Raw genomic sequence first — 18381 nt, 5'->3', positions numbered from 1 at the left:
GTCACCACCGTGCCGCGGCCCGAGATCGAGAACACGTCCTCGATCGGCATCAGGAACGGCAGGTTGATCGGACGCTCCGGCGTCGGGATGTAGGCGTCGACCTGCTTCATCAGCTCGCGAACGGCGTCCTCGCCGATCGTCTTGTCGCTATCCTCGAGCGCGGCCAGAGCCGAACCCTTGACGATCGGAATGTCGTCGCCCGGATACTCGTACATCGACAGGAGCTCGCGAACCTCGAGCTCGACGAGCTCCAGAAGCTCGGTGTCGTCGACCTGGTCCACCTTGTTCAGGAACACCACCAGCGCGGGAACGCCGACCTGGCGCGCCAGAAGGATGTGCTCGCGGGTCTGCGGCATCGGGCCGTCGGCCGCCGAGCACACCAGGATCGCGCCGTCCATCTGCGCTGCGCCCGTGATCATGTTCTTCACGTAGTCGGCGTGGCCGGGGCAATCGACGTGGGCGTAGTGACGGTTCTCCGTCTCGTACTCCACGTGCGCCGTCGAGATCGTGATGCCGCGTGCCTTCTCCTCCGGCGCCGCGTCGATCTGGTCGTACGCGCGGAACTCGCCGAAGTACTTCGTGATCGCCGCCGTCAGCGACGTCTTCCCGTGGTCGACGTGACCAATCGTGCCGATGTTCACATGCGGCTTGTTGCGCTCAAACTTGCTCTTGGCCATCGTGGCTCTCCATCAATTTCGTTGGGCTCTGGAAGCCCGAGGGTTTCGCCTTCGCGAGACGTGCGTCAGGCGAACTTCTTTTGGATCTCTTCCGCGACCTGGTTCGGCACCTGCTCGTAGTGATCGAACTGCATCGTGTACTGAGCGCGGCCCTGCGACATCGAACGCAGCGTGTTCACGTAGCCGAACATGTTGGCCAAGGGAACCATCGCATTCACCACAGTGGCAATTCCGCGGGCTTCGGTGCCCTGAATCTGACCGCGGCGGCTGTTCAAGTCGCCGATGACGTCGCCGACGTAGTCTTCCGGCGTCACGACCTCGACCTTCATGATCGGCTCGAGAAGCTTCGGACCCGCCTTCTGGATGGCTTCGCGGAAGCCAGCCCGCGAGGCGATTTCGAAGGCGAGGACCGACGAATCGACGTCGTGGTAGGCACCGTCGAGCAGCTCAGCCTTGATGTCGACCATTGGGAAGCCCGCCAGCGGACCCGAGGTCATCACCGAAGCGATACCCTTCTGAACGCCGGGCACGTATTCCTTCGGAACCGCACCGCCGATGACCTTCGATTCGAACACGAAGCCTGTGCTCGGCTCGCCCGGCTCGATATGGATCTTAATACGTGCGAACTGACCGGTACCACCGGTCTGCTTCTTGTGGGTGTAATCCACATCCGCACCGCGGGTGATCGTCTCGCGGTAGGCCACCTGCGGCGCACCAATGTTGGCCTCGACTTTGAACTCGCGGCGCATACGATCGACGAGAATGTCGAGGTGCAACTCGCCCATGCCGGCGATGATCGTCTGACCAGACTCTTCGTCGGTCTTGACGCGGAAGGACGGATCCTCGGCCGCCAGACGATTGAGCGCGAGGCCCATCTTCTCCTGGTCGCCCTTGGTCTTCGGCTCGATCGCGATCTCGATGACCGGATCGGGGAATTCCATGCGCTCGAGAATCACCGGCTTCAGCGGATCGCAGAGCGTGTCGCCCGTGGTGACTTCCTTGAGGCCGGCCAGCGCAACGATGTCGCCGGCATAGGCCTCTTCGACGTCTTCACGCGAATTGGAGTGCATCTGGAGCATACGCCCAATGCGCTCCTTCTTCTCCTTCACCGTGTTCTGGACGCCGGTGCCCTTGGTGAGCTTGCCGGAGTAGAGACGGCAGAAGGTAAGCGAACCAACGAACGGGTCGTTCATGATCTTGAAGGCGAGCATCGACAGAGGCTCTTCGTCCGACGAGATGCGCGTCACCTCGGCGTCGGTCTTCGGATCGATGCCCTTGATCGCGGGCACGTCCACCGGCGAGGGCAGGAAGTCCACGACGCCGTCGAGCAGGGGCTGCACGCCCTTGTTTTTGAAGGCCGAGCCGCAGAAGATCGGCGTGAACCAGACGTCGCAGGTGCCCTTACGGATAAGCGCACGGATCTGCTCGTTGTTCGGCATCTCGCCGTTTAGGTAGTTCTCCATCGCGGTCTCGTCGACCTCGACAGCGGCCTCGATCATCAGCTCGCGGTATTCCGCCGCCTTGTCGGCCATGTCGTCCGGGATCTCGACGACGTCCCATTGCGCGCCGAGCGTCTCGTCGCGCCAGATCAGGGCCTTCATCTCGATCAGATCGATGACGCCCTTGAACTCGTTCTCGGCGCCGACCGGCAGCTGGACGACGATCGCACGCGCACCGAGACGGGTCTTTACCATCTCGACGCAGCGGTAGAAATCAGCGCCCGTCTTGTCCATCTTATTGACGAACATCATGCGGGGCACGTGATACTTGTCGGCCTGACGCCAGACCGTCTCGGTCTGCGGCTCGACGCCGGCATTGGCGTCGAGAAGCGCGATCGCACCGTCGAGAACACGCAGCGAACGTTCGACTTCGATCGTGAAGTCCACGTGGCCGGGCGTGTCGATGATGTTGAAACGGCGCTTCTTGCCGTCGCGACCTTCCCAGAACGTGGTCGTCGCGGCGGACGTGATCGTGATGCCGCGCTCCTGCTCCTGCTCCATCCAGTCCATGGTCGCGGCGCCGTCATGGACTTCGCCGATCTTATGGGACTTGCCGGTGTAGTAAAGGATCCGCTCGGTGGTCGTGGTCTTACCAGCATCGATGTGAGCCATGATGCCGAAATTGCGGTAGTCTTCGATCTTATATTCGCGGGCCATGGGGCGTCGCCTTTCCGAAGGAAGCCAGAATTACCAGCGGTAGTGCGAGAAGGCGCGGTTCGCTTCCGCCATGCGGTGCGTGTCTTCGCGCTTCTTCACAGCGGTGCCGCGGTTGTTGGCGGCATCCATCAGCTCGCCCGACAGACGATCGACCATCGTGGTCTCGTTGCGGTTGCGGGCGGCCGTGATGAGCCAGCGGATGGCAAGAGCCTGACGGCGCTCGGGACGAACGTCGACGGGAACCTGGTACGTCGCACCACCGACGCGCCGCGAACGCACCTCGACATGCGGAGCCACGTTGTCGAGGGCGGTGTGGAAGATGCCGATCGCGTCCTGCCGGGTCTTCTCGGTCATGACGTCGAAGGCGCCATAGACGATCCGCTCGGCGGTCGACTTCTTGCCATCATACATGACGGCATTCATGAACTTGGTAACGATGAGGTCGCCGAACTTCGGATCCGGATTGATCTCGCGCTTTTCGGCAGAGTGACGACGGGACATCTATAGGTCTCTCAAATCTCAAACGGACGGGCGACGATTACTTCGGACGCTTGGCGCCGTACTTCGAACGACGCTGCTTGCGGTCCTTCACGCCCTGCGTATCGAGGACGCCGCGAATGATGTGATAACGGACGCCGGGAAGATCCTTCACGCGGCCGCCGCGGATCATCACGACCGAATGCTCCTGCAGGTTATGGCCTTCACCCGGAATGTAGCCGATGACTTCGAAGCCATTGACCAGACGGACCTTGGCAACCTTACGAAGCGCCGAGTTCGGCTTCTTCGGCGTCGTGGTGTAGACGCGCGTGCAGACGCCGCGCTTCTGGGGATTGGCCTGGAGTGCCGGAACGGTGTTGCGCTCGCTCGGACGAACGCGCGGCTTCCGGATCAACTGGTTGATGGTCGGCATTCCAACCTTCCTTCTCTTCAAATCTCGGTTCGAAACGATCGGCACCTGCCACGATTCGAGCCGTATAGCTCATACGCGAAACCGGGCGTCGACCTCTTCAGTGAGAGGACTGCCCGGAACGAAGCAGAGGATCGCGGGCAAAACCACGATCATGCGCCAGCAATGGTACGTCTCGTTGAACGAAGCCTTGTTTGAAGCGCTGGTCCGGGACGAGGCGTCTCTGGAAAGCTTTGCCTCACATCGGCTCTGTTGGGCGGTGTTTAACGATTCTGTCGGGAGTCGTCAAGCCCGGCATCAGCTGGCGCCTTGACAACGAAACGCCGAGCTTTAGCGCTCTCGGCGGTGGCCCGAAACGACGAAGGGCCGCCCGAAACGGACGGCCCCTCCTCCACTCAAGTCAACGACCACCTTACTCGGCGGCGTCGTTCATCTTCGTCAGCATGCGATCAGCCGACGCCACGTTCGAGGCCTTGCGGCGATCTTCGAGGATCAGATCGTCGCGAGACGTCGCGATGCGGCGAACCTGCGTCATCATTCCGCCGGTACCGGCGGGAATGAGACGACCGACGATGACGTTCTCCTTCAGGCCCTGCAGCGTGTCCATCTTGCCGGCCACCGCCGCTTCGGTGAGGACGCGTGTGGTCTCCTGGAACGATGCCGCCGAGATGAAGGACGGCGTCTGCAGCGAAGCCTTGGTGATGCCGAGCAGCACCGGATTGCCAGATGCGGGCTTCTTGCCCTCTTCCTCGAGCTTCTCGTTCAGCTCCGCCAGCTCGATCCGATCGACATTGTCGCCCGGAATGTAGCCGCTGTCTCCGGACTCGACGATCTCGACCTTCTGCAGCATCTGGCGAACGATCACCTCGATGTGCTTGTCGTTGATCAAAACGCCCTGCAGACGGTAGACCTCCTGGATCTCGTTCACGAGGTAGGAAGCGAGAGCCTCCACGCCGCGAATGGCTAGGATGTCGTGCGGCGCCGGGTTGCCGTCGAGAATGTGGTCGCCCTTCTCGATGATGTCGCCTTCCTGAAGGTGGAAGGGCTTGCCCTTCGGGATCAGGTACTCGACGGGCTCGACGAGGTCCTCGTGCGGCTCGATGATGATGCGACGCTTGTTCTTGTAGTCGCGTCCGAACCGGATCGTGCCGTCGATCTCGGCAATGACCGCGTTGTCCTTCGGACGACGGGCCTCGAAGAGCTCCGCCACGCGCGGCAGACCGCCCGTGATGTCCTTCGTCTTGGCCGACTCCATCGGAATACGCGACAGCACGTCGCCAGCGCGAACCGTGGACCCCGGCTCGACCGACAGAAGCGCATCGACCGACAGGAAGTAACGGGCATCAGTGCCGCGTGCGAGCTTGGCGACCACGCCGTCCTTCGTCCGGATGACCATGGCGGGCTTCAGATCGGCGCCGCGCGGGTTGGCCCGCCAGTCGATGACCTGCCGCTTGGTGATACCCGTCGACTCGTCCGCCTGCTCGGAGACCGACAGGCCCTCGACCAGATCCTCGAACTCGACGATGCCGTCGAGCTCGGTGAGCACCGGGCGGGTGTAAGGATCCCACTCCGCAATACGCTGGCCGCGCCGCACCTGATCACCGTCATCAACGAAGATGCGTGAACCGTAGGTGACGCGATGCGATGCGCGCTCCTTGCCTGCCGGATCGAGGATGAGGATGGCCATGTTGCGGCCCATCGCCACCAGACGCCCGTCGGAGTCGCGAACCACGTTGCGGTTGCGGATCTGGACGGTGCCCTCGTAGGACGCTTCGAGGAACGACTGGTCCACCACCTGCGCCGTACCGCCCATGTGGAAGGTGCGCATGGTCAGCTGCGTGCCGGGCTCGCCGATCGACTGCGCCGCGATGACGCCGACGGCCTCGCCCATGTTCACCGGCGTGCCACGAGCCAAGTCGCGGCCGTAGCAGACCGCACAGATACCCGTGCGCACTTCGCAGGTCAGCGCTGAACGGATCTTCACCGACTGCACGCCGGCCTTCTCGATCACGTCGACATCCGGCTCTTCGACCGTCTTTCCACCCTCGATCAGCACCTCGCCTGACACCGGATGCAGGATGTCCTCCAGCACGGTGCGGCCGAGAATGCGCTGGCCGAGCGTCGCCACCACCTGTCCGGCATCGACGATGGGCTGCATCGTCAGCCCGTTGGGCGTCTGGCAATCGGTCTGCGTGATGATGCAGTCCTGCGCCACGTCAACGAGACGACGTGTCAGGTAACCCGAGTTGGCGGTCTTCAGCGCCGTGTCCGCGAGACCCTTGCGGGCGCCGTGGGTGGAGTTGAAGTATTCGAGAACCGTCAGGCCCTCCTTGAAGTTCGAGATGATCGGCGTCTCGATGATCTCGCCCGAAGGCTTCGTCATCAAGCCACGCATGGCGCCGAGCTGGCGCATCTGCGTCGGCGAGCCGCGCGCGCCGGAGTGCGACATCATGTAGATGGAGTTCATCGGCTTCTGACGGCCGGTCTCCTCGTCGAACTCGATCGAACGAATCCGGCTCATCATCTCGTCGGCGATCTTGTCCGTGCACTTGGCCCAGGCGTCGACCACCTTGTTGTACTTTTCGCCCTGGGTGATCAGGCCGTCATTGTACTGCTGCTCGTATTCCTTCGCGAGCGCCTGCGTCTCGCCGATCATCCGCGGCTTGGTCTCCGGGATCACCATGTCGTCCTTGCCGAACGAGATGCCGGCGATGCAGGCGTGCTTGAAGCCCAGCTGCATGATGCGGTCGCAGAAGATGACCGTGTCCTTCTGACCGCAGTGGCGGTAGACGGTGTCGATCATCTTCGAGATGTTCTTCTTCGTCATCAAGTCGTTGGCGATATCGAAGGAGATCTTGTGGCTTCGCGGCAGCAACTGGCCGATGAGCATGCGGCCCGGCGTCGTCTCGTAGATCTTCGAGGTCTGCTCGCCCTTCTCGTCGATCGAGCGCACGCGACCTTTGATCTTCGTATGCAGCGTCACGACCTTCGCGGCGATCGCATGCTCGAGCTCGCCGAGGTCGGAGAAGGCCATGCCCTGACCCGGCTCGTTCTCGTTCATGATCGACAGGTAGTAGAGGCCGAGAACCATGTCCTGCGACGGCACGATGATCGGCAGACCATTGGCCGGATGCAGGATGTTATTCGTCGACATCATGAGGACGCGCGCCTCGAGCTGCGCCTCGATGGACAGGGGCACGTGCACCGCCATCTGGTCGCCGTCGAAATCCGCGTTGAAGGCGGTGCAGACCAGCGGGTGAAGCTGGATCGCCTTGCCTTCGATGAGGATCGGCTCGAACGCCTGGATGCCGAGACGATGAAGCGTCGGCGCGCGGTTGAGCAGCACCGGATGCTCGCGGATCACCTCGTCGAGGATGTCCCAGACCTCGGGACGCTCCTTCTCGACGAGCTTCTTCGCTTGCTTCACAGTCGAGGAATAGCCCTTGGCGTCCAGGCGCGCATAAATGAACGGCTTGAACAGCTCGAGCGCCATCTTCTTCGGCAGGCCGCACTGGTGCAGCTTCAGCTCGGGACCGGTCACGATAACCGAACGACCGGAATAGTCGACGCGCTTGCCGAGCAGGTTCTGCCGGAAGCGGCCCTGCTTGCCCTTGAGCATGTCCGACAGAGACTTCAGCGGACGCTTGTTGGCGCCCGTGATGACGCGCCCGCGGCGACCATTGTCGAACAGCGCGTCCACCGCCTCCTGAAGCATGCGCTTCTCGTTGCGGATGATGATGCCGGGCGCGCGCAACTCGATCAGCCGCTTCAGGCGGTTGTTGCGGTTGATGACGCGGCGGTAGAGGTCGTTCAGGTCGGAGGTCGCGAAGCGACCGCCGTCGAGCGGCACGAGCGGGCGAAGGTCCGGCGGGATCACCGGAACGACGCTCATGATCATCCACTCGGGCTTGTTGCCCGATTCCAGGAAGTTCTCGACGATCTTCAGCCGCTTCATCAGCTTCTTCGTCTTCAGCTCGGACGTCGTCGTCGCGAGGTCCGAGCGAAGGTCGCCGGCGATCTTCTCGAGTTCCATCGAGGCGAGCAGTTCCTGGATCGCCTCGGCGCCGATCAGCGCGGTGAAGCTATCCTCGCCGTACTCCTCGACGGCGATCATGTACTCTTCTTCCGAGAGAAGCTGATGCTCCTTCAGGGCGGTGAGGCCCGGCTCGGTGACGATGTAGTTCTCGAAATAGAGAACGCGCTCGATATCCTTGAGCGTCATGTCCAGAAGCGTGCCGATGCGGCTGGGCAGCGACTTCAGGAACCAGATGTGAGCGACCGGCGCGGCCAGCTCGATATGGCCCATACGCTCGCGCCGCACGCGCGAGAGAGTGACCTCGACGCCGCACTTCTCGCAAATGATACCCTTGTACTTCATACGCTTGTACTTGCCGCACAGGCACTCGTAGTCCTTGATCGGGCCAAAGATCCGCGCGCAGAACAGGCCGTCGCGCTCGGGCTTGAAGGTCCGGTAGTTGATGGTCTCGGGCTTCTTGATCTCGCCGAACGACCAAGACAGAATTTTCTCGGGGCTCGCGAGCGAGATCCGGATGCTGTCGAATGTCTGCGCCTGCACCTGAGGATTGAAGAGATTCATGACCTCTTGGTTCATGGTGCTGTCTCCTTTTGGGGCATCAGCGCCCCCAAGACGCGCCGGGCGGTGCCGGCGCCAGAATGATCCGCAACGTCTGATCGGCGCCGCCCGAAGCAGGAGCGCCGATCATGGCCGCACAAGGCGGCGTTTGCGAGGCGGCCCTACTCGGCCGCGTTCGGGAGCCCTTCGAGCGGCGATCCCGCATCGGCGAGTTCCACAACGGAGTTCGCCAGATCGACGTCGAGGCCGAGCGAGCGCATTTCCTTGACGAGGACGTTGAAGCTCTCGGGAATGCCCGACTCGAACGCATCGTCGCCGCGCACGATCGATTCGTAGACCTTCGTGCGGCCCGCCACGTCATCCGACTTCACCGTCAGCATTTCCTGCAGCGTGTAGGCGGCGCCGTAGGCTTCGAGCGCCCACACCTCCATCTCGCCGAAGCGCTGTCCGCCGAACTGCGCCTTGCCGCCCAACGGCTGCTGGGTAACGAGCGAGTACGGACCGATCGAACGCGCGTGGATCTTGTCGTCCACCAGATGGTGCAGCTTCAGCATGTAGATGTAGCCGACCGTCACCTGCCGATCGAAGGGTTCGCCGGTCCGCCCGTCGTAGAGCGTGACCTGGCCCGAGCCGTTGAGCCCGGCCTTCTCGAGCATCGTCACGATATCGGCCTCGACCGCGCCGTCGAAGACCGGCGTCGCGATCGACACACCCTTGCGCATCTGCTTGGCGAGCGTGATCACCGAGGCGTCGTCATAGTCCTTGACCCGCTCGTTGCGATCGCTGTCGCCGAGCATGTCGGCGATCTCGGCCCGAAGCGGCTGAGCGTCCTGCGACTTCTGGTAGACTTCCAGCATGTCGCCGATCTTCCGGCCCATGCCGGCGCAGGCCCAGCCGAGATGCGTCTCGAGGATCTGCCCGACATTCATGCGCGAGGGCACGCCCAGCGGGTTGAGCACGATGTCGACATGCGTGCCGTCCGCGTTGAACGGCATGTCCTCCACCGGCACGATCCGCGAGACCACGCCCTTGTTGCCATGGCGTCCGGCCATCTTGTCGCCGGGCTGGATCTTGCGCTTGACGGCGACGAAGACCTTCACCTGCTTCATGACGCCGGGGGGCAGCTCGTCTCCGCGCTGCACCTTCTCGACCTTGTCCATGAAGCGCTGCTCGAGCGTCTTCTTGGCCTGGTCGTAGACGTTGCGCAGATCCTCGAGTTCGGCCTGCATCTTCTCGTCTTCGACCGCGAACATCCACCACTGCGAACGGGGATACTCGTTCATCAGCTCGGGCGAGATCTCGGCGCCCTTGCGGAACCCCTTCGGGCCGGCGATGCCCGTCCTGCCGTTCAACGTTTCGACCAGACGGCCATACACGTTGCGGTCGAGGATCGCCTGCTCGTCGTCCCGGTCCTTCGCGAGGCGCTCGATCTCCTCACGCTCGATCGCCATGGCGCGCTCGTCCTTCTCGACGCCGTGTCGATTGAACACGCGCACCTCGACCACCGTCCCGTAGGTGCCCGGAGGCATACGGTTCGAGGTGTCGCGGACGTCCGAGGCCTTTTCGCCGAAGATCGCGCGGAGAAGCTTCTCCTCCGGCGTCATCGGGCTCTCGCCCTTCGGCGTGATTTTGCCGACGAGGATGTCGCCCGGCTGCACTTCCGCGCCAATGTAGACGATGCCGGCTTCGTCGAGGTTCTTCAGCGCCTCTTCCGACACGTTTGGAATGTCGCGCGTGATCTCCTCTGGACCGAGCTTGGTGTCGCGCGCCATGACCTCGAACTCCTCGATATGGATCGAGGTGAAGACGTCGTCGGCGACGATGCGCTCGGAGAGGAGAATGGAGTCCTCGTAGTTGTAGCCGTTCCAAGGCATGAACGCGACGAGCACGTTCCGGCCGAGGGCGAGATCGCCGAGATCCGTAGACGGGCCGTCCGCGATGATGTCGCCCTTCTGCACCCGGTCGCCCACCGCCACCAGAGGACGCTGGTTGATGCAAGTGTTCTGGTTGGAACGCTGGAACTTCATCAGACGGTAGATATCGACGCCTGACTTGCCGGCCTCGAGACCTTCCGTCGCGCGAATGACGATACGTGTCGCGTCCACCTGATCGACCACGCCGGTGCGCCGCGCGCCGATGGCGGCACCGGAGTCACGAGCCACGATCGGCTCCATGCCGGTGCCGACGAACGGCGCCTCGGCCCGCACCAGAGGCACGGCCTGACGCTGCATGTTCGAGCCCATGAGGGCGCGGTTGGCGTCGTCGTTCTCCAGGAACGGGATCAGCGCCGCCGCCACCGAAACGAGCTGCTTCGGCGAGACGTCCATCAGATCGACGTTCTCGCGCGGCGTCATGAACACGTCGCCGGAGTGACGACAGATCACGAGATCGTCCTCGAACGTCATCTCGGAGGTCAGCACCGCGTTAGCCTGCGCCACGTGGTGCTTGGCCTCCTCCATGGCCGAAAGGTAGACGACGTCCATCGTCACCTTGCCGTCCACGACCTTGCGGTAGGGGCTCTCGATGAAGCCGTACTTGTTGACGCGCGCGAAGGTCGCCAGCGAGTTGATGAGACCAATGTTCGGGCCTTCGGGCGTCTCGATCGGACAGATACGGCCGTAATGCGTCGGATGCACGTCGCGCACTTCAAAGCCGGCGCGCTCGCGCGTCAGACCACCCGGGCCGAGCGCCGAGAGGCGACGCTTGTGGGTGATCTCCGAGAGCGGGTTCGTCTGGTCCATGAACTGCGAGAGCTGCGAGGAACCGAAGAACTCGCGCACCGCCGCCGCCGCCGGCTTGGCGTTGATCAGATCCTGCGGCATCACCGTGTCGATCTCGACCGACGACATGCGCTCCTTGATCGCCCGCTCCATGCGGAGCAGACCGACGCGGTACTGGTTCTCCATCAGCTCGCCGACCGAGCGCACCCGGCGATTACCGAGATTGTCGATGTCGTCGATCTCGCCCTTGCCGTCGCGCAGGTCCACCAGCGTCTTGACGACCGCGAGGATGTCTTCCTTGCGCAGAACGCGTACGGTGTCCTCCGCAGAAACATCCAGACGCATGTTCATCTTGACGCGACCGACGGCCGAGAGGTCGTAGCGCTCGCTGTCGAAGAACAGCGACTGGAACATCGCCTCGGCGGTTTCCATCGTCGGCGGCTCGCCGGGACGCATCACGCGGTAGATGTCGAACAGCGCGTCCTGACGCGAGGCGTTCTTGTCGACCGCCAGCGTGTTGCGAATGTAGGCGCCCACGGTGACGTGGTCGATGTCGAGCACTTGAATGGTCTCGTGACCGGCGTCGATCAGGACCTTCAGCGTCTTCTCGTCGATCTCGTCGCCGGCTTCGAGATAGATCTCGCCCGTCCCGTAGTTGACGATGTCCTCGGCCAGGTAGTTGCCGTAGAGATCCTCCTCGGTGGCACGAAGGGCGACGACGCCCTTGTCCTTCATCTGCCGGGCCTGACGCGCCGTCACCTTCTTGCCGGCCTCGACCAGCACTTCGCCGCTGTCGGCGTCGATGAGGTCGGTCAACGCCTTCTGGCCGCGCACGCGCTCGACCGAGAACGGCACACGCCAGCCGTCCTTGCCCTTTTCCTTCTGGAACTGGACGATGTTGTAGAAGGTCGACAGGATCTCCTCGCCGTCCATGCCGAGCGCCATCAGAAGGCTCGACGCGGGGATCTTGCGACGGCGATCGATGCGCGCATAGACCACGTCCTTGGCGTCGAACTCGATGTCGAGCCACGAGCCGCGGTACGGAATGACGCGTGCCGCGAACAGGAGCTTGCCCGACGAGTGCGACTTGCCCTTGTCGTGGTCGAAGAACACGCCCGGCGAACGGTGCATCTGCGAGACGATGACGCGCTCGGTGCCGTTCACGATGAACGTGCCGTTCGAGGTCATCAGCGGCATGTCGCCCATGTAGACGTCCTGCTCCTTGATGTCCTTGATGGACTTGGAGCCGGTATCTTCATCGATATCGAACACGATGAGGCGCAGCGTCACCTTCAGCGGCGCAGCGAAGGTCATGTCGCGCTGGCGGCACTCGTCGACGTCGAACTTCGGCAGCTCGAACTCGTACTTGACGAATTCGAGCATCGAATGCCCGGAAAAGTCGGAAATCGGGAAGACGGAGCGGAAGACGGCCTGGAGGCCCTCGTCCGGGCGACCGCCTTCCGGCTCGTCGACCATGAGGAACTGATCGTAGGAGGCCTTCTGGACCTCGATCAGGTTGGGCATTTCGGCAACCTCGGGGATCGACCCGAAGAACTTGCGTACGCGCCTGCGACCGCTAAACGTCGTCGTCTGAGACATCGTCGCTCCTTGCTCTCGTCAGTGCCCTTGACCGAAGGGCTGAATGTTGTGTCCTCCCGCGGGAGGCGCACCGGATCCGCCGCGAACGGACCGGGATGGGCACGGCCGGTTTCCCGGCCGGTCCGCGTCTCCCCAAAGCCCTGGAACTAGGCTCTCGGAAGACGCGCACCAAGCTCGACGATGAAGGTGATTCGACCCTTCCACCGCGAGCACGGAAGGCGGAACGGCGAAATGCCGTCCCGCCCACCAGTTCTGTTCAGCAAGACGCCAGGACGGCGGTCTTACTTGACGTCGACCTTCGCGCCAGCCTTCTCGAGCTGGTCCTTGATCTTCGCGGCTTCGTCCTTGTTGACGCCTTCCTTGACGGGCTTCGGCGCACCGTCGACGAGGTCCTTGGCTTCCTTAAGGCCGAGGCCCGTGATCGCGCGGACTTCCTTGATGACGTTGATCTTCTGAGCGCCGGCTTCGACGAGGATCACGTCGAACTCGGTCTTCTCTTCAACTTCGGCAACCGGTGCGCCACCGCCGGCGGCAGCCGCGGCGACAGGAGCGGCGGCGGAGACGCCCCACTTCTCTTCGAGCATCTTCGAGAGCTCGGCGGCCTCGAGGACGGTCAGGCTCGACAGGTCGTCAACGATCTTGGCGAGATCAGCCATTGTAGTTTTCCTTGGTTGGTTCGAACTTGTTGAATGCAGCGAGGAACAAGCCTCAGGCCGCTTCGTCCTTCTTGGCATATGCCCCGAACACGCGCGCAAGCTGAGCTGCGGGCGCGGCCACGACGGCTGCGATGCGGGTTGCCGGCGTCTGAATCATGCCGAGCAACTTGCCACGCAGTTCGTCTAGCGACGGAAGGGCGGCCAAAGCCTTCACCCCTTCCGCGTCGAGAGCGGTGGTGCCCATCGCACCGCCGAGGATCACGAGCTTGTCGTTCCCCTTGGCGAAGTCGTTGGCCACCTTCGGTGCCGCGATCGGATCCGCGGAATATGCGATCAGGGTCTGGCCCTGAAACAGCTCCGAGATCTTTTCGGCGTCCGTGCCTTGAAGAGCGATTTGGGCGAGGCGGTTCTTCGCGACTTTGACGGTTCCACCCTGCGCGCGCATCTTCGACCGGAGGTCGTTCATCTGCGCGACGGTGAGACCGGCGTAGCGTGCCACCACGATCGCCCCCGAGACCTTGAAGGTCTCGTTGAGCTCCGTGACGAACTCGCGCTTTTCCGCTCTGTCCACTGCCACTCTCCAGTAGGAGCCATCCCTTGCGGAAAGGCTCCGGTTGCCTTTTGCCGCCCGGCGAAGCGGACGACGCTCGAGGATCCTGTCCCCTTGGCTTCCCTGGATCCGCTCTGGAACCGTAGACAACACAAGGCATTCAGAGGTTCGAACCGAAGGTCCCGATCTTTCGATCGACGAATTCGGATCTTTCCCCGTCTCATGCAGGCTGGACGATTAAGACGAACCGGCAGGAACCGGCCCATCGCCCGCAATCTCGGACAGGAGAAGCGGAACCCGAAGATCCCGCCTGTCGCCGGGGCGCTTTCGCGCCCCGGAACATCGTGTCGAAGGCACCGAGCGTAACTGCGCGGAATCCTTCGCTGAAAGTCTCAGACCGCCGGACGAACCGTCGCAGGGTCGATCTTGATGCCGGGGCCCATGGTCGAGGATACCGCGACGCGCTGGACGTAGATGCCCTTGGCACCGGTCGGCTTGGCCTTCTGGACCGCGTCCGCGAAGGCGCGGATGTTCTCAAGAAGTGCCTCGGCTCCGAACGAGGCCTTGCCGATGCCGGCATGCACGATGCCGGCCTTCTCGACGCGGAACTCGACGGCGCCGCCCTTCGACGCCTTGACCGCACCGGCGACGTCCGGGGTCACGGTGCCGACGCGCGGGTTCGGCATCAGGCCGCGGGGGCCGAGCACCTTACCGAGACGACCGACGAGACCCATCATGTCCGGCGTCGCGATGGCGCGATCGAAATCGATCTGACCGTTCTGCACCTGCTCTACGAGGTCTTCTGCACCGACGATATCGGCACCGGCGGCGCGAGCCTCCTCGGCCTTGTCGCCGCGCGCGAACACCGCGACGCGCACCGTACGGCCCGTGCCGTTCGGCAGGTTCACCACGCCGCGGACCATCTGGTCGGCGTGACGCGGATCGACGCCGAGGTTCATCGCGACTTCAATCGTCTCGTCGAACTTGGCGGTCGAACGATCCTTCAGGAGGCTGATGGCCTCGGAAAGATCGTACAGCTTCTCGCGGTCGATGCCCTCACGAGCCTTGCCGATGCGCTTGCCCATCTTCGCCATCGTCTCAGCCCACCACTTCCAGGCCCATGGAACGGGCGGAGCCCATCACCATCGCCATCGCCGCGTCCACGTCGTTCGCGTTCAGATCCTTCATCTTCTTCTCGGCGATCTCGCGCACCTGCGCTTCGGTCACCGAACCGGCCTTGATCTTGCCGGGTTCCTTCGAGCCGCTGGTGAGACCCGCCGCCTTCTTGAGGAAGAAGCTCACGGGAGCCGTCTTCATCTGGAAGGTGAAGGACTTGTCAACGAAGTAGGTGATCACGACCGGAACCGGCGACCCCTTCTCCATCTCCTGGGTCTGCGCGTTGAACGCCTTGCAGAACTCCATGATGTTGATGCCGCGCTGACCGAGTGCAGGTCCGATCGGCGGCGACGGAGTTGCCGAGCCGGCCTTGACCTGCAGCTTGAGCTGGCCTGCTACTTTCTTAGCCATAAGCTTCTGCCTTCATTCTACGCCGGAGAACCGGCTCACTGGCTGACATGCAGCCGTCGCAGGAGTGCGGTACGGTTCCGGCAGCCGGCAAAAGCCACCCTCGCCTTCCGCACGGATCGGGCGGCGGACCGCCCGGGCGGTCAGACCTTTTCGACCTGACCGAATTCGAGATCGACCGGCGTGGCGCGGCCGAAGATGGAAACCTCGACCTTGAGGCGGGCGCGCTCGCCATCGACTTCCTGAACGATGCCGTTGAACGAGGCGAACGGACCGTCCGACACCCGCACCTGCTCGCCCACGTCGAACGAGACGGTCGGCTTGGGACGCTCGACCCCATCTTGAACCTGACTCAGGATCTGGTTGGCCTCGGACTCGGAAATCGGAACCGGCCGATTGTCGGGCCCCAGAAACCCCGTGACCTTCGGGGTGTTCTTGATCATCGAGAAGACCTGATCGGTCAAGTCCGCCTTCACCAGCACGTAGCCCGGAAAGAATTTGCGCTCGGAATCGACCTTGCGCCCACGGCGCACTTCGACGAACTTTTCGGTCGGCACGAGAATCTTCTCGAACTTGTCCGACAGACCCTTCTGACGAGCCTGCTCCTCGATCGACTCGGCGACCTTCTTCTCGAAGTTCGAGTAGGCCTGGACGATGTACCAACGAGCGGTCATGAATTTCCTGCTAATATCGTGCGGTCAGCGTCCGGCGCTCATGACGTAGCCGACCAGGAAGCCGAGCAGCTGGTCCGCCACGAAGAAGAAGGCCGCCGCAAAGGCGACCATAACGAAGACCATGATCGTCGAGATCATCGTCTCGCGTCGCGTCGGCCAGCTGACCTTGCCGACTTCGGACCGAACCTGCTGGAGGAACGTGAAAGGATTCGTCTTAGTGGCCATGCACCGCTCACGGCAGTGGGCACGTAAAAGCTGGTTGACCAGCCCCACGCGCCACGTGTCTGTTAAAAACTACATAAACGGACCCAAAGTGATTCACAAGGGGGCCACTGGACTTTTCAAGGAAGGAGGCAATGGCAGGGGCAGCAGGGCTCGAACCTGCGACCTGCGGTTTTGGAGACCGCCGCTCTACCAACTGAGCTATACCCCTACAGCGCCGAAGCGGGCTTCCGAATAGTCCGCGCCGCGTCGATTTGCAAGCGCTATGATGCCGAAGATGGCGGTTGCGCGTCCCGTTCGGCGAGCCGGGCCTTGCGCGTCTTCGGCTTCAGCGCCTTCAGCCATCCGTTTAACCGGCGCTGTGGCCGCGTCACGCGCAAAAGATCGTCGATCGCGAGGTTCGCGCCTTCTAGACGCTCGGCGACGACCTCCGCCGCGGCGGCACCGATGGAAACAGGATCGATCTCGGGAAAGCGGCGAGTGATCGGCGTGAGCCAATCCTCGGCGGTGGCGTTCGCACTCTGCAGCCGTCCAGCCCGCAGCAGCAGCCGCTGGACGATCTGCTCGAAGGTCCAGTCATGGTCGGCGAAGAGCTTCCACCGAGTGGAGCGCCGGGCCGTGAAGCCGGCCAAGACGATGCGATGGCCGGGAAGGGATTCGGCAAGGAACAATGCCAGAGCAAACCCGCTCGTCGCCACATGGCTGGAAGGGTAGAAACCGTTCAGCGTGGCCGTGAGGTCGAGATGGCCGACCGGCTCCGGAATGGCGAAGTCGGCTGCCGGGCTGAAACGCTCGCGCGATCCGACGCGCAGATTGCAGATGCCGAGGAAGTTCGGCGAGCGCAGGAGACGCACGACATCGGCAGTCTCGCGACGGTAGACAATGTTGGCGCCGGCGGCACTTGACCGCGCGGTCAGCAGCGACGGACGGTCGAACGGCTCCGACAGAACCTTGTAGACCTTGTTGAAGAAGACGAAGAGCGTGCCGGCGCCATAGCGCCTCGCCAGATCGCGCACCCGCACCGCATCACTGTTGGCGACGAGCACGATGGTTTCGTAACCGGCGAAGATGGCGGCCCAGCGCTTGGCAGCGTCGGTCTCGCCGGCCTGCGGCAGCGCGGGCGCCATGCGTCAGTCCTTCGCGGCGCGCTGCGTCACGTGCAGCATGCGCTCGCGCATCGCGAACCACTCGTCGGCATAGTCGTCGCCGCGATACTCGTCGAAATACGGCCCGCCATCGGTGAAGTGGACGTTCTTGGCCGCGGGATCACGGTCGTATTCGTTGACGAGCCAGTTCCAGGAGAGCGGCAGCGAGCCGATCTCGGCCTCGTCCTCCAGCCACTTGAACTGGTGAAGCTGCAGCCCGGTCGCGGTGTTCACGAAGTCCGGCGTCAGAGCCCGGCATCGGGCGTTGTTGAAGAGCATGACGCTCGACCAGTTCTTCTTCTCGTACTTGGTCTGCACCTGCCCAAGGAACTTCGTCTCGACCTTCGGCTGGTAGTCGTGCTGGCAGCACATGACGGCGGCGTTCTCGTCGCGCAGCGCCCAGAGCTCGGCGATGTCGGCGCGCATCAGCATGTCGCAGTCCATGAACAGGCTCCAGCCCTCGTAGCCGCTGAGATAGGGCACGAGAAAACGGGAGAACGAGAACTCGGTCGACTGCAGGGCGTTGCGCTCGCGTGTGAAGGTGGCGTCGAGGTGCGGCAGCACGATCGGCGAGAACATCACGGGCATTGAGGCGTGCTCGATGATGCTCTGCGCGAGCACGTGGTAGGCCACGACCTCCTTGGAGTCGAAGCCGATGAAGACGCGCGCGATGTCTGCGGCCATGGGAGATCCTTCCGTCCGTTTGCCTGCGCTTCTAGTCGGGCGCCCCCCACCGGACAAGCGAGAACGCCTCCAATCTGTCGGTCGCTCCGCGAGCCCTCGAACGAAAACGGGCCCCGAAGGGCCCGCTCGCATCGTTGATGATCGACAGCTCGCTTACTCGACGATGGAGCTGACGATACCGGCGCCGACGGTGCGCCCGCCCTCGCGGATGGCGAAGCGCAGCTTCTCTTCCATCGCGATCGGAACGATCAGCTTGACGTCCATCGTCACGTT

General features: G+C 63.1%; 15 protein-coding genes and 1 tRNA gene. All 16 read right to left on the bottom strand.

What is annotated here, in order from left to right; all coding sequences use genetic code 11:
- Positions 1-677, bottom strand: a 677-nt coding sequence (locus GGR04_RS22990) for a GTP-binding protein (protein WP_183202839.1), incomplete at its 3' end; no start/stop codon positions are given.
- 65 nt (positions 678-742) lie between these two features.
- Entirely contained in the window at positions 743-2833 is a 2091-nt protein-coding gene (gene fusA / locus GGR04_RS22985; RefSeq protein ID WP_183202837.1) for an elongation factor G, read from the bottom strand.
- 30 nt (positions 2834-2863) lie between these two features.
- On the bottom strand, positions 2864-3334 hold the full coding sequence (rpsG, locus tag GGR04_RS22980) for a 30S ribosomal protein S7 (RefSeq protein ID WP_062213265.1): 471 nt from the start codon (positions 3332-3334) through the stop codon (positions 2864-2866).
- Between the two features lie 37 nt (positions 3335-3371).
- Positions 3372-3743, bottom strand: a complete 372-nt coding sequence (gene rpsL / locus GGR04_RS22975; protein WP_149300277.1) for a 30S ribosomal protein S12 — start codon at positions 3741-3743, stop codon at positions 3372-3374.
- A gap of 409 nt (positions 3744-4152) precedes the next feature.
- A complete protein-coding gene (rpoC, locus tag GGR04_RS22970) occupies positions 4153-8352 on the bottom strand; it encodes a DNA-directed RNA polymerase subunit beta' (RefSeq protein ID WP_183202835.1) in 4200 nt (1399 codons plus the stop codon).
- Positions 8353-8495: 143 nt separating this feature from the next.
- On the bottom strand, positions 8496-12653 hold the full coding sequence (rpoB, locus tag GGR04_RS22965) for a DNA-directed RNA polymerase subunit beta (protein WP_183202833.1): 4158 nt from the start codon (positions 12651-12653) through the stop codon (positions 8496-8498).
- Positions 12654-12934: 281 nt separating this feature from the next.
- A complete protein-coding gene (gene rplL, locus GGR04_RS22960; protein ID WP_183202831.1) occupies positions 12935-13309 on the bottom strand; it encodes a 50S ribosomal protein L7/L12 in 375 nt (124 codons plus the stop codon).
- A gap of 52 nt (positions 13310-13361) precedes the next feature.
- On the bottom strand, positions 13362-13880 hold the full coding sequence (rplJ, locus tag GGR04_RS22955) for a 50S ribosomal protein L10 (RefSeq protein ID WP_183202829.1): 519 nt from the start codon (positions 13878-13880) through the stop codon (positions 13362-13364).
- Between the two features lie 371 nt (positions 13881-14251).
- Positions 14252-14953: a 50S ribosomal protein L1 gene (gene rplA, locus GGR04_RS22950; protein WP_183202827.1), complete on the bottom strand. Its 702-nt coding sequence runs from the start codon at positions 14951-14953 to the stop codon at positions 14252-14254.
- Between the two features lie 4 nt (positions 14954-14957).
- Positions 14958-15386 carry a 50S ribosomal protein L11 gene (gene rplK / locus GGR04_RS22945; RefSeq protein ID WP_183202825.1) on the bottom strand — a complete coding sequence of 143 codons (429 nt, stop codon included), beginning with the start codon at positions 15384-15386 and terminating at the stop codon, positions 14958-14960.
- A 140-nt stretch (positions 15387-15526) separates the two neighbouring features.
- Positions 15527-16057 carry a transcription termination/antitermination protein NusG gene (gene nusG, locus GGR04_RS22940; protein WP_183202823.1) on the bottom strand — a complete coding sequence of 177 codons (531 nt, stop codon included), beginning with the start codon at positions 16055-16057 and terminating at the stop codon, positions 15527-15529.
- A gap of 24 nt (positions 16058-16081) precedes the next feature.
- A complete protein-coding gene (gene secE / locus GGR04_RS22935; protein ID WP_183202821.1) occupies positions 16082-16282 on the bottom strand; it encodes a preprotein translocase subunit SecE in 201 nt (66 codons plus the stop codon).
- 132 nt (positions 16283-16414) lie between these two features.
- Positions 16415-16490 (bottom strand) — tRNA-Trp (locus tag GGR04_RS22930).
- Between the two features lie 52 nt (positions 16491-16542).
- The gene (locus GGR04_RS22925) at positions 16543-17406 is read right to left on the bottom strand and encodes a 3-deoxy-manno-octulosonate cytidylyltransferase (RefSeq protein WP_183202820.1); all 864 of its coding nucleotides are present in this window, start codon (positions 17404-17406) and stop codon (positions 16543-16545) included.
- A gap of 3 nt (positions 17407-17409) precedes the next feature.
- A complete protein-coding gene (locus tag GGR04_RS22920) occupies positions 17410-18108 on the bottom strand; it encodes a glycosyltransferase family protein (RefSeq protein ID WP_183202818.1) in 699 nt (232 codons plus the stop codon).
- A 153-nt stretch (positions 18109-18261) separates the two neighbouring features.
- On the bottom strand, positions 18262-18381 hold a 120-nt coding region (locus GGR04_RS22915), incomplete at its 5' end, for an EF-Tu C-terminal domain-related protein (protein WP_446680290.1).

This window comes from Aureimonas pseudogalii, assembly GCF_014196835.1.
In the GTDB taxonomy this organism is placed as follows: Bacteria; Pseudomonadota; Alphaproteobacteria; order Rhizobiales; family Rhizobiaceae; genus Aureimonas; species Aureimonas pseudogalii.
The sequence above is the reverse complement of the archived record's forward strand: the minus strand, read 5'-3'. Positions and strand labels throughout refer to the sequence as shown.

Excerpts from the sequence above, each read along its gene's own strand:
- fusA (WP_183202837.1), bottom strand. The coding sequence starts at position 2,833 with ATGGCCCGCGAATATAAGATCGAAGACTACCGCAATTTCGGCATCATG.
- rpsG (WP_062213265.1), bottom strand. The coding sequence starts at position 3,334 with ATGTCCCGTCGTCACTCTGCCGAAAAGCGCGAGATCAATCCGGATCCG.
- rpsL (WP_149300277.1), bottom strand. The coding sequence starts at position 3,743 with ATGCCGACCATCAACCAGTTGATCCGGAAGCCGCGCGTTCGTCCGAGC.
- rpoC (WP_183202835.1), bottom strand. The coding sequence starts at position 8,352 with ATGAACCAAGAGGTCATGAATCTCTTCAATCCTCAGGTGCAGGCGCAG.
- rpoB (WP_183202833.1), bottom strand. The coding sequence starts at position 12,653 with ATGTCTCAGACGACGACGTTTAGCGGTCGCAGGCGCGTACGCAAGTTC.
- rplL (WP_183202831.1), bottom strand. The coding sequence starts at position 13,309 with ATGGCTGATCTCGCCAAGATCGTTGACGACCTGTCGAGCCTGACCGTC.
- rplA (WP_183202827.1), bottom strand. The coding sequence starts at position 14,953 with ATGGCGAAGATGGGCAAGCGCATCGGCAAGGCTCGTGAGGGCATCGAC.
- rplK (WP_183202825.1), bottom strand. The coding sequence starts at position 15,386 with ATGGCTAAGAAAGTAGCAGGCCAGCTCAAGCTGCAGGTCAAGGCCGGC.
- nusG (WP_183202823.1), bottom strand. The coding sequence starts at position 16,057 with ATGACCGCTCGTTGGTACATCGTCCAGGCCTACTCGAACTTCGAGAAG.
- secE (WP_183202821.1), bottom strand. The coding sequence starts at position 16,282 with ATGGCCACTAAGACGAATCCTTTCACGTTCCTCCAGCAGGTTCGGTCC.
- GGR04_RS22925 (WP_183202820.1), bottom strand. The coding sequence starts at position 17,406 with ATGGCGCCCGCGCTGCCGCAGGCCGGCGAGACCGACGCTGCCAAGCGC.
- GGR04_RS22920 (WP_183202818.1), bottom strand. The coding sequence starts at position 18,108 with ATGGCCGCAGACATCGCGCGCGTCTTCATCGGCTTCGACTCCAAGGAG.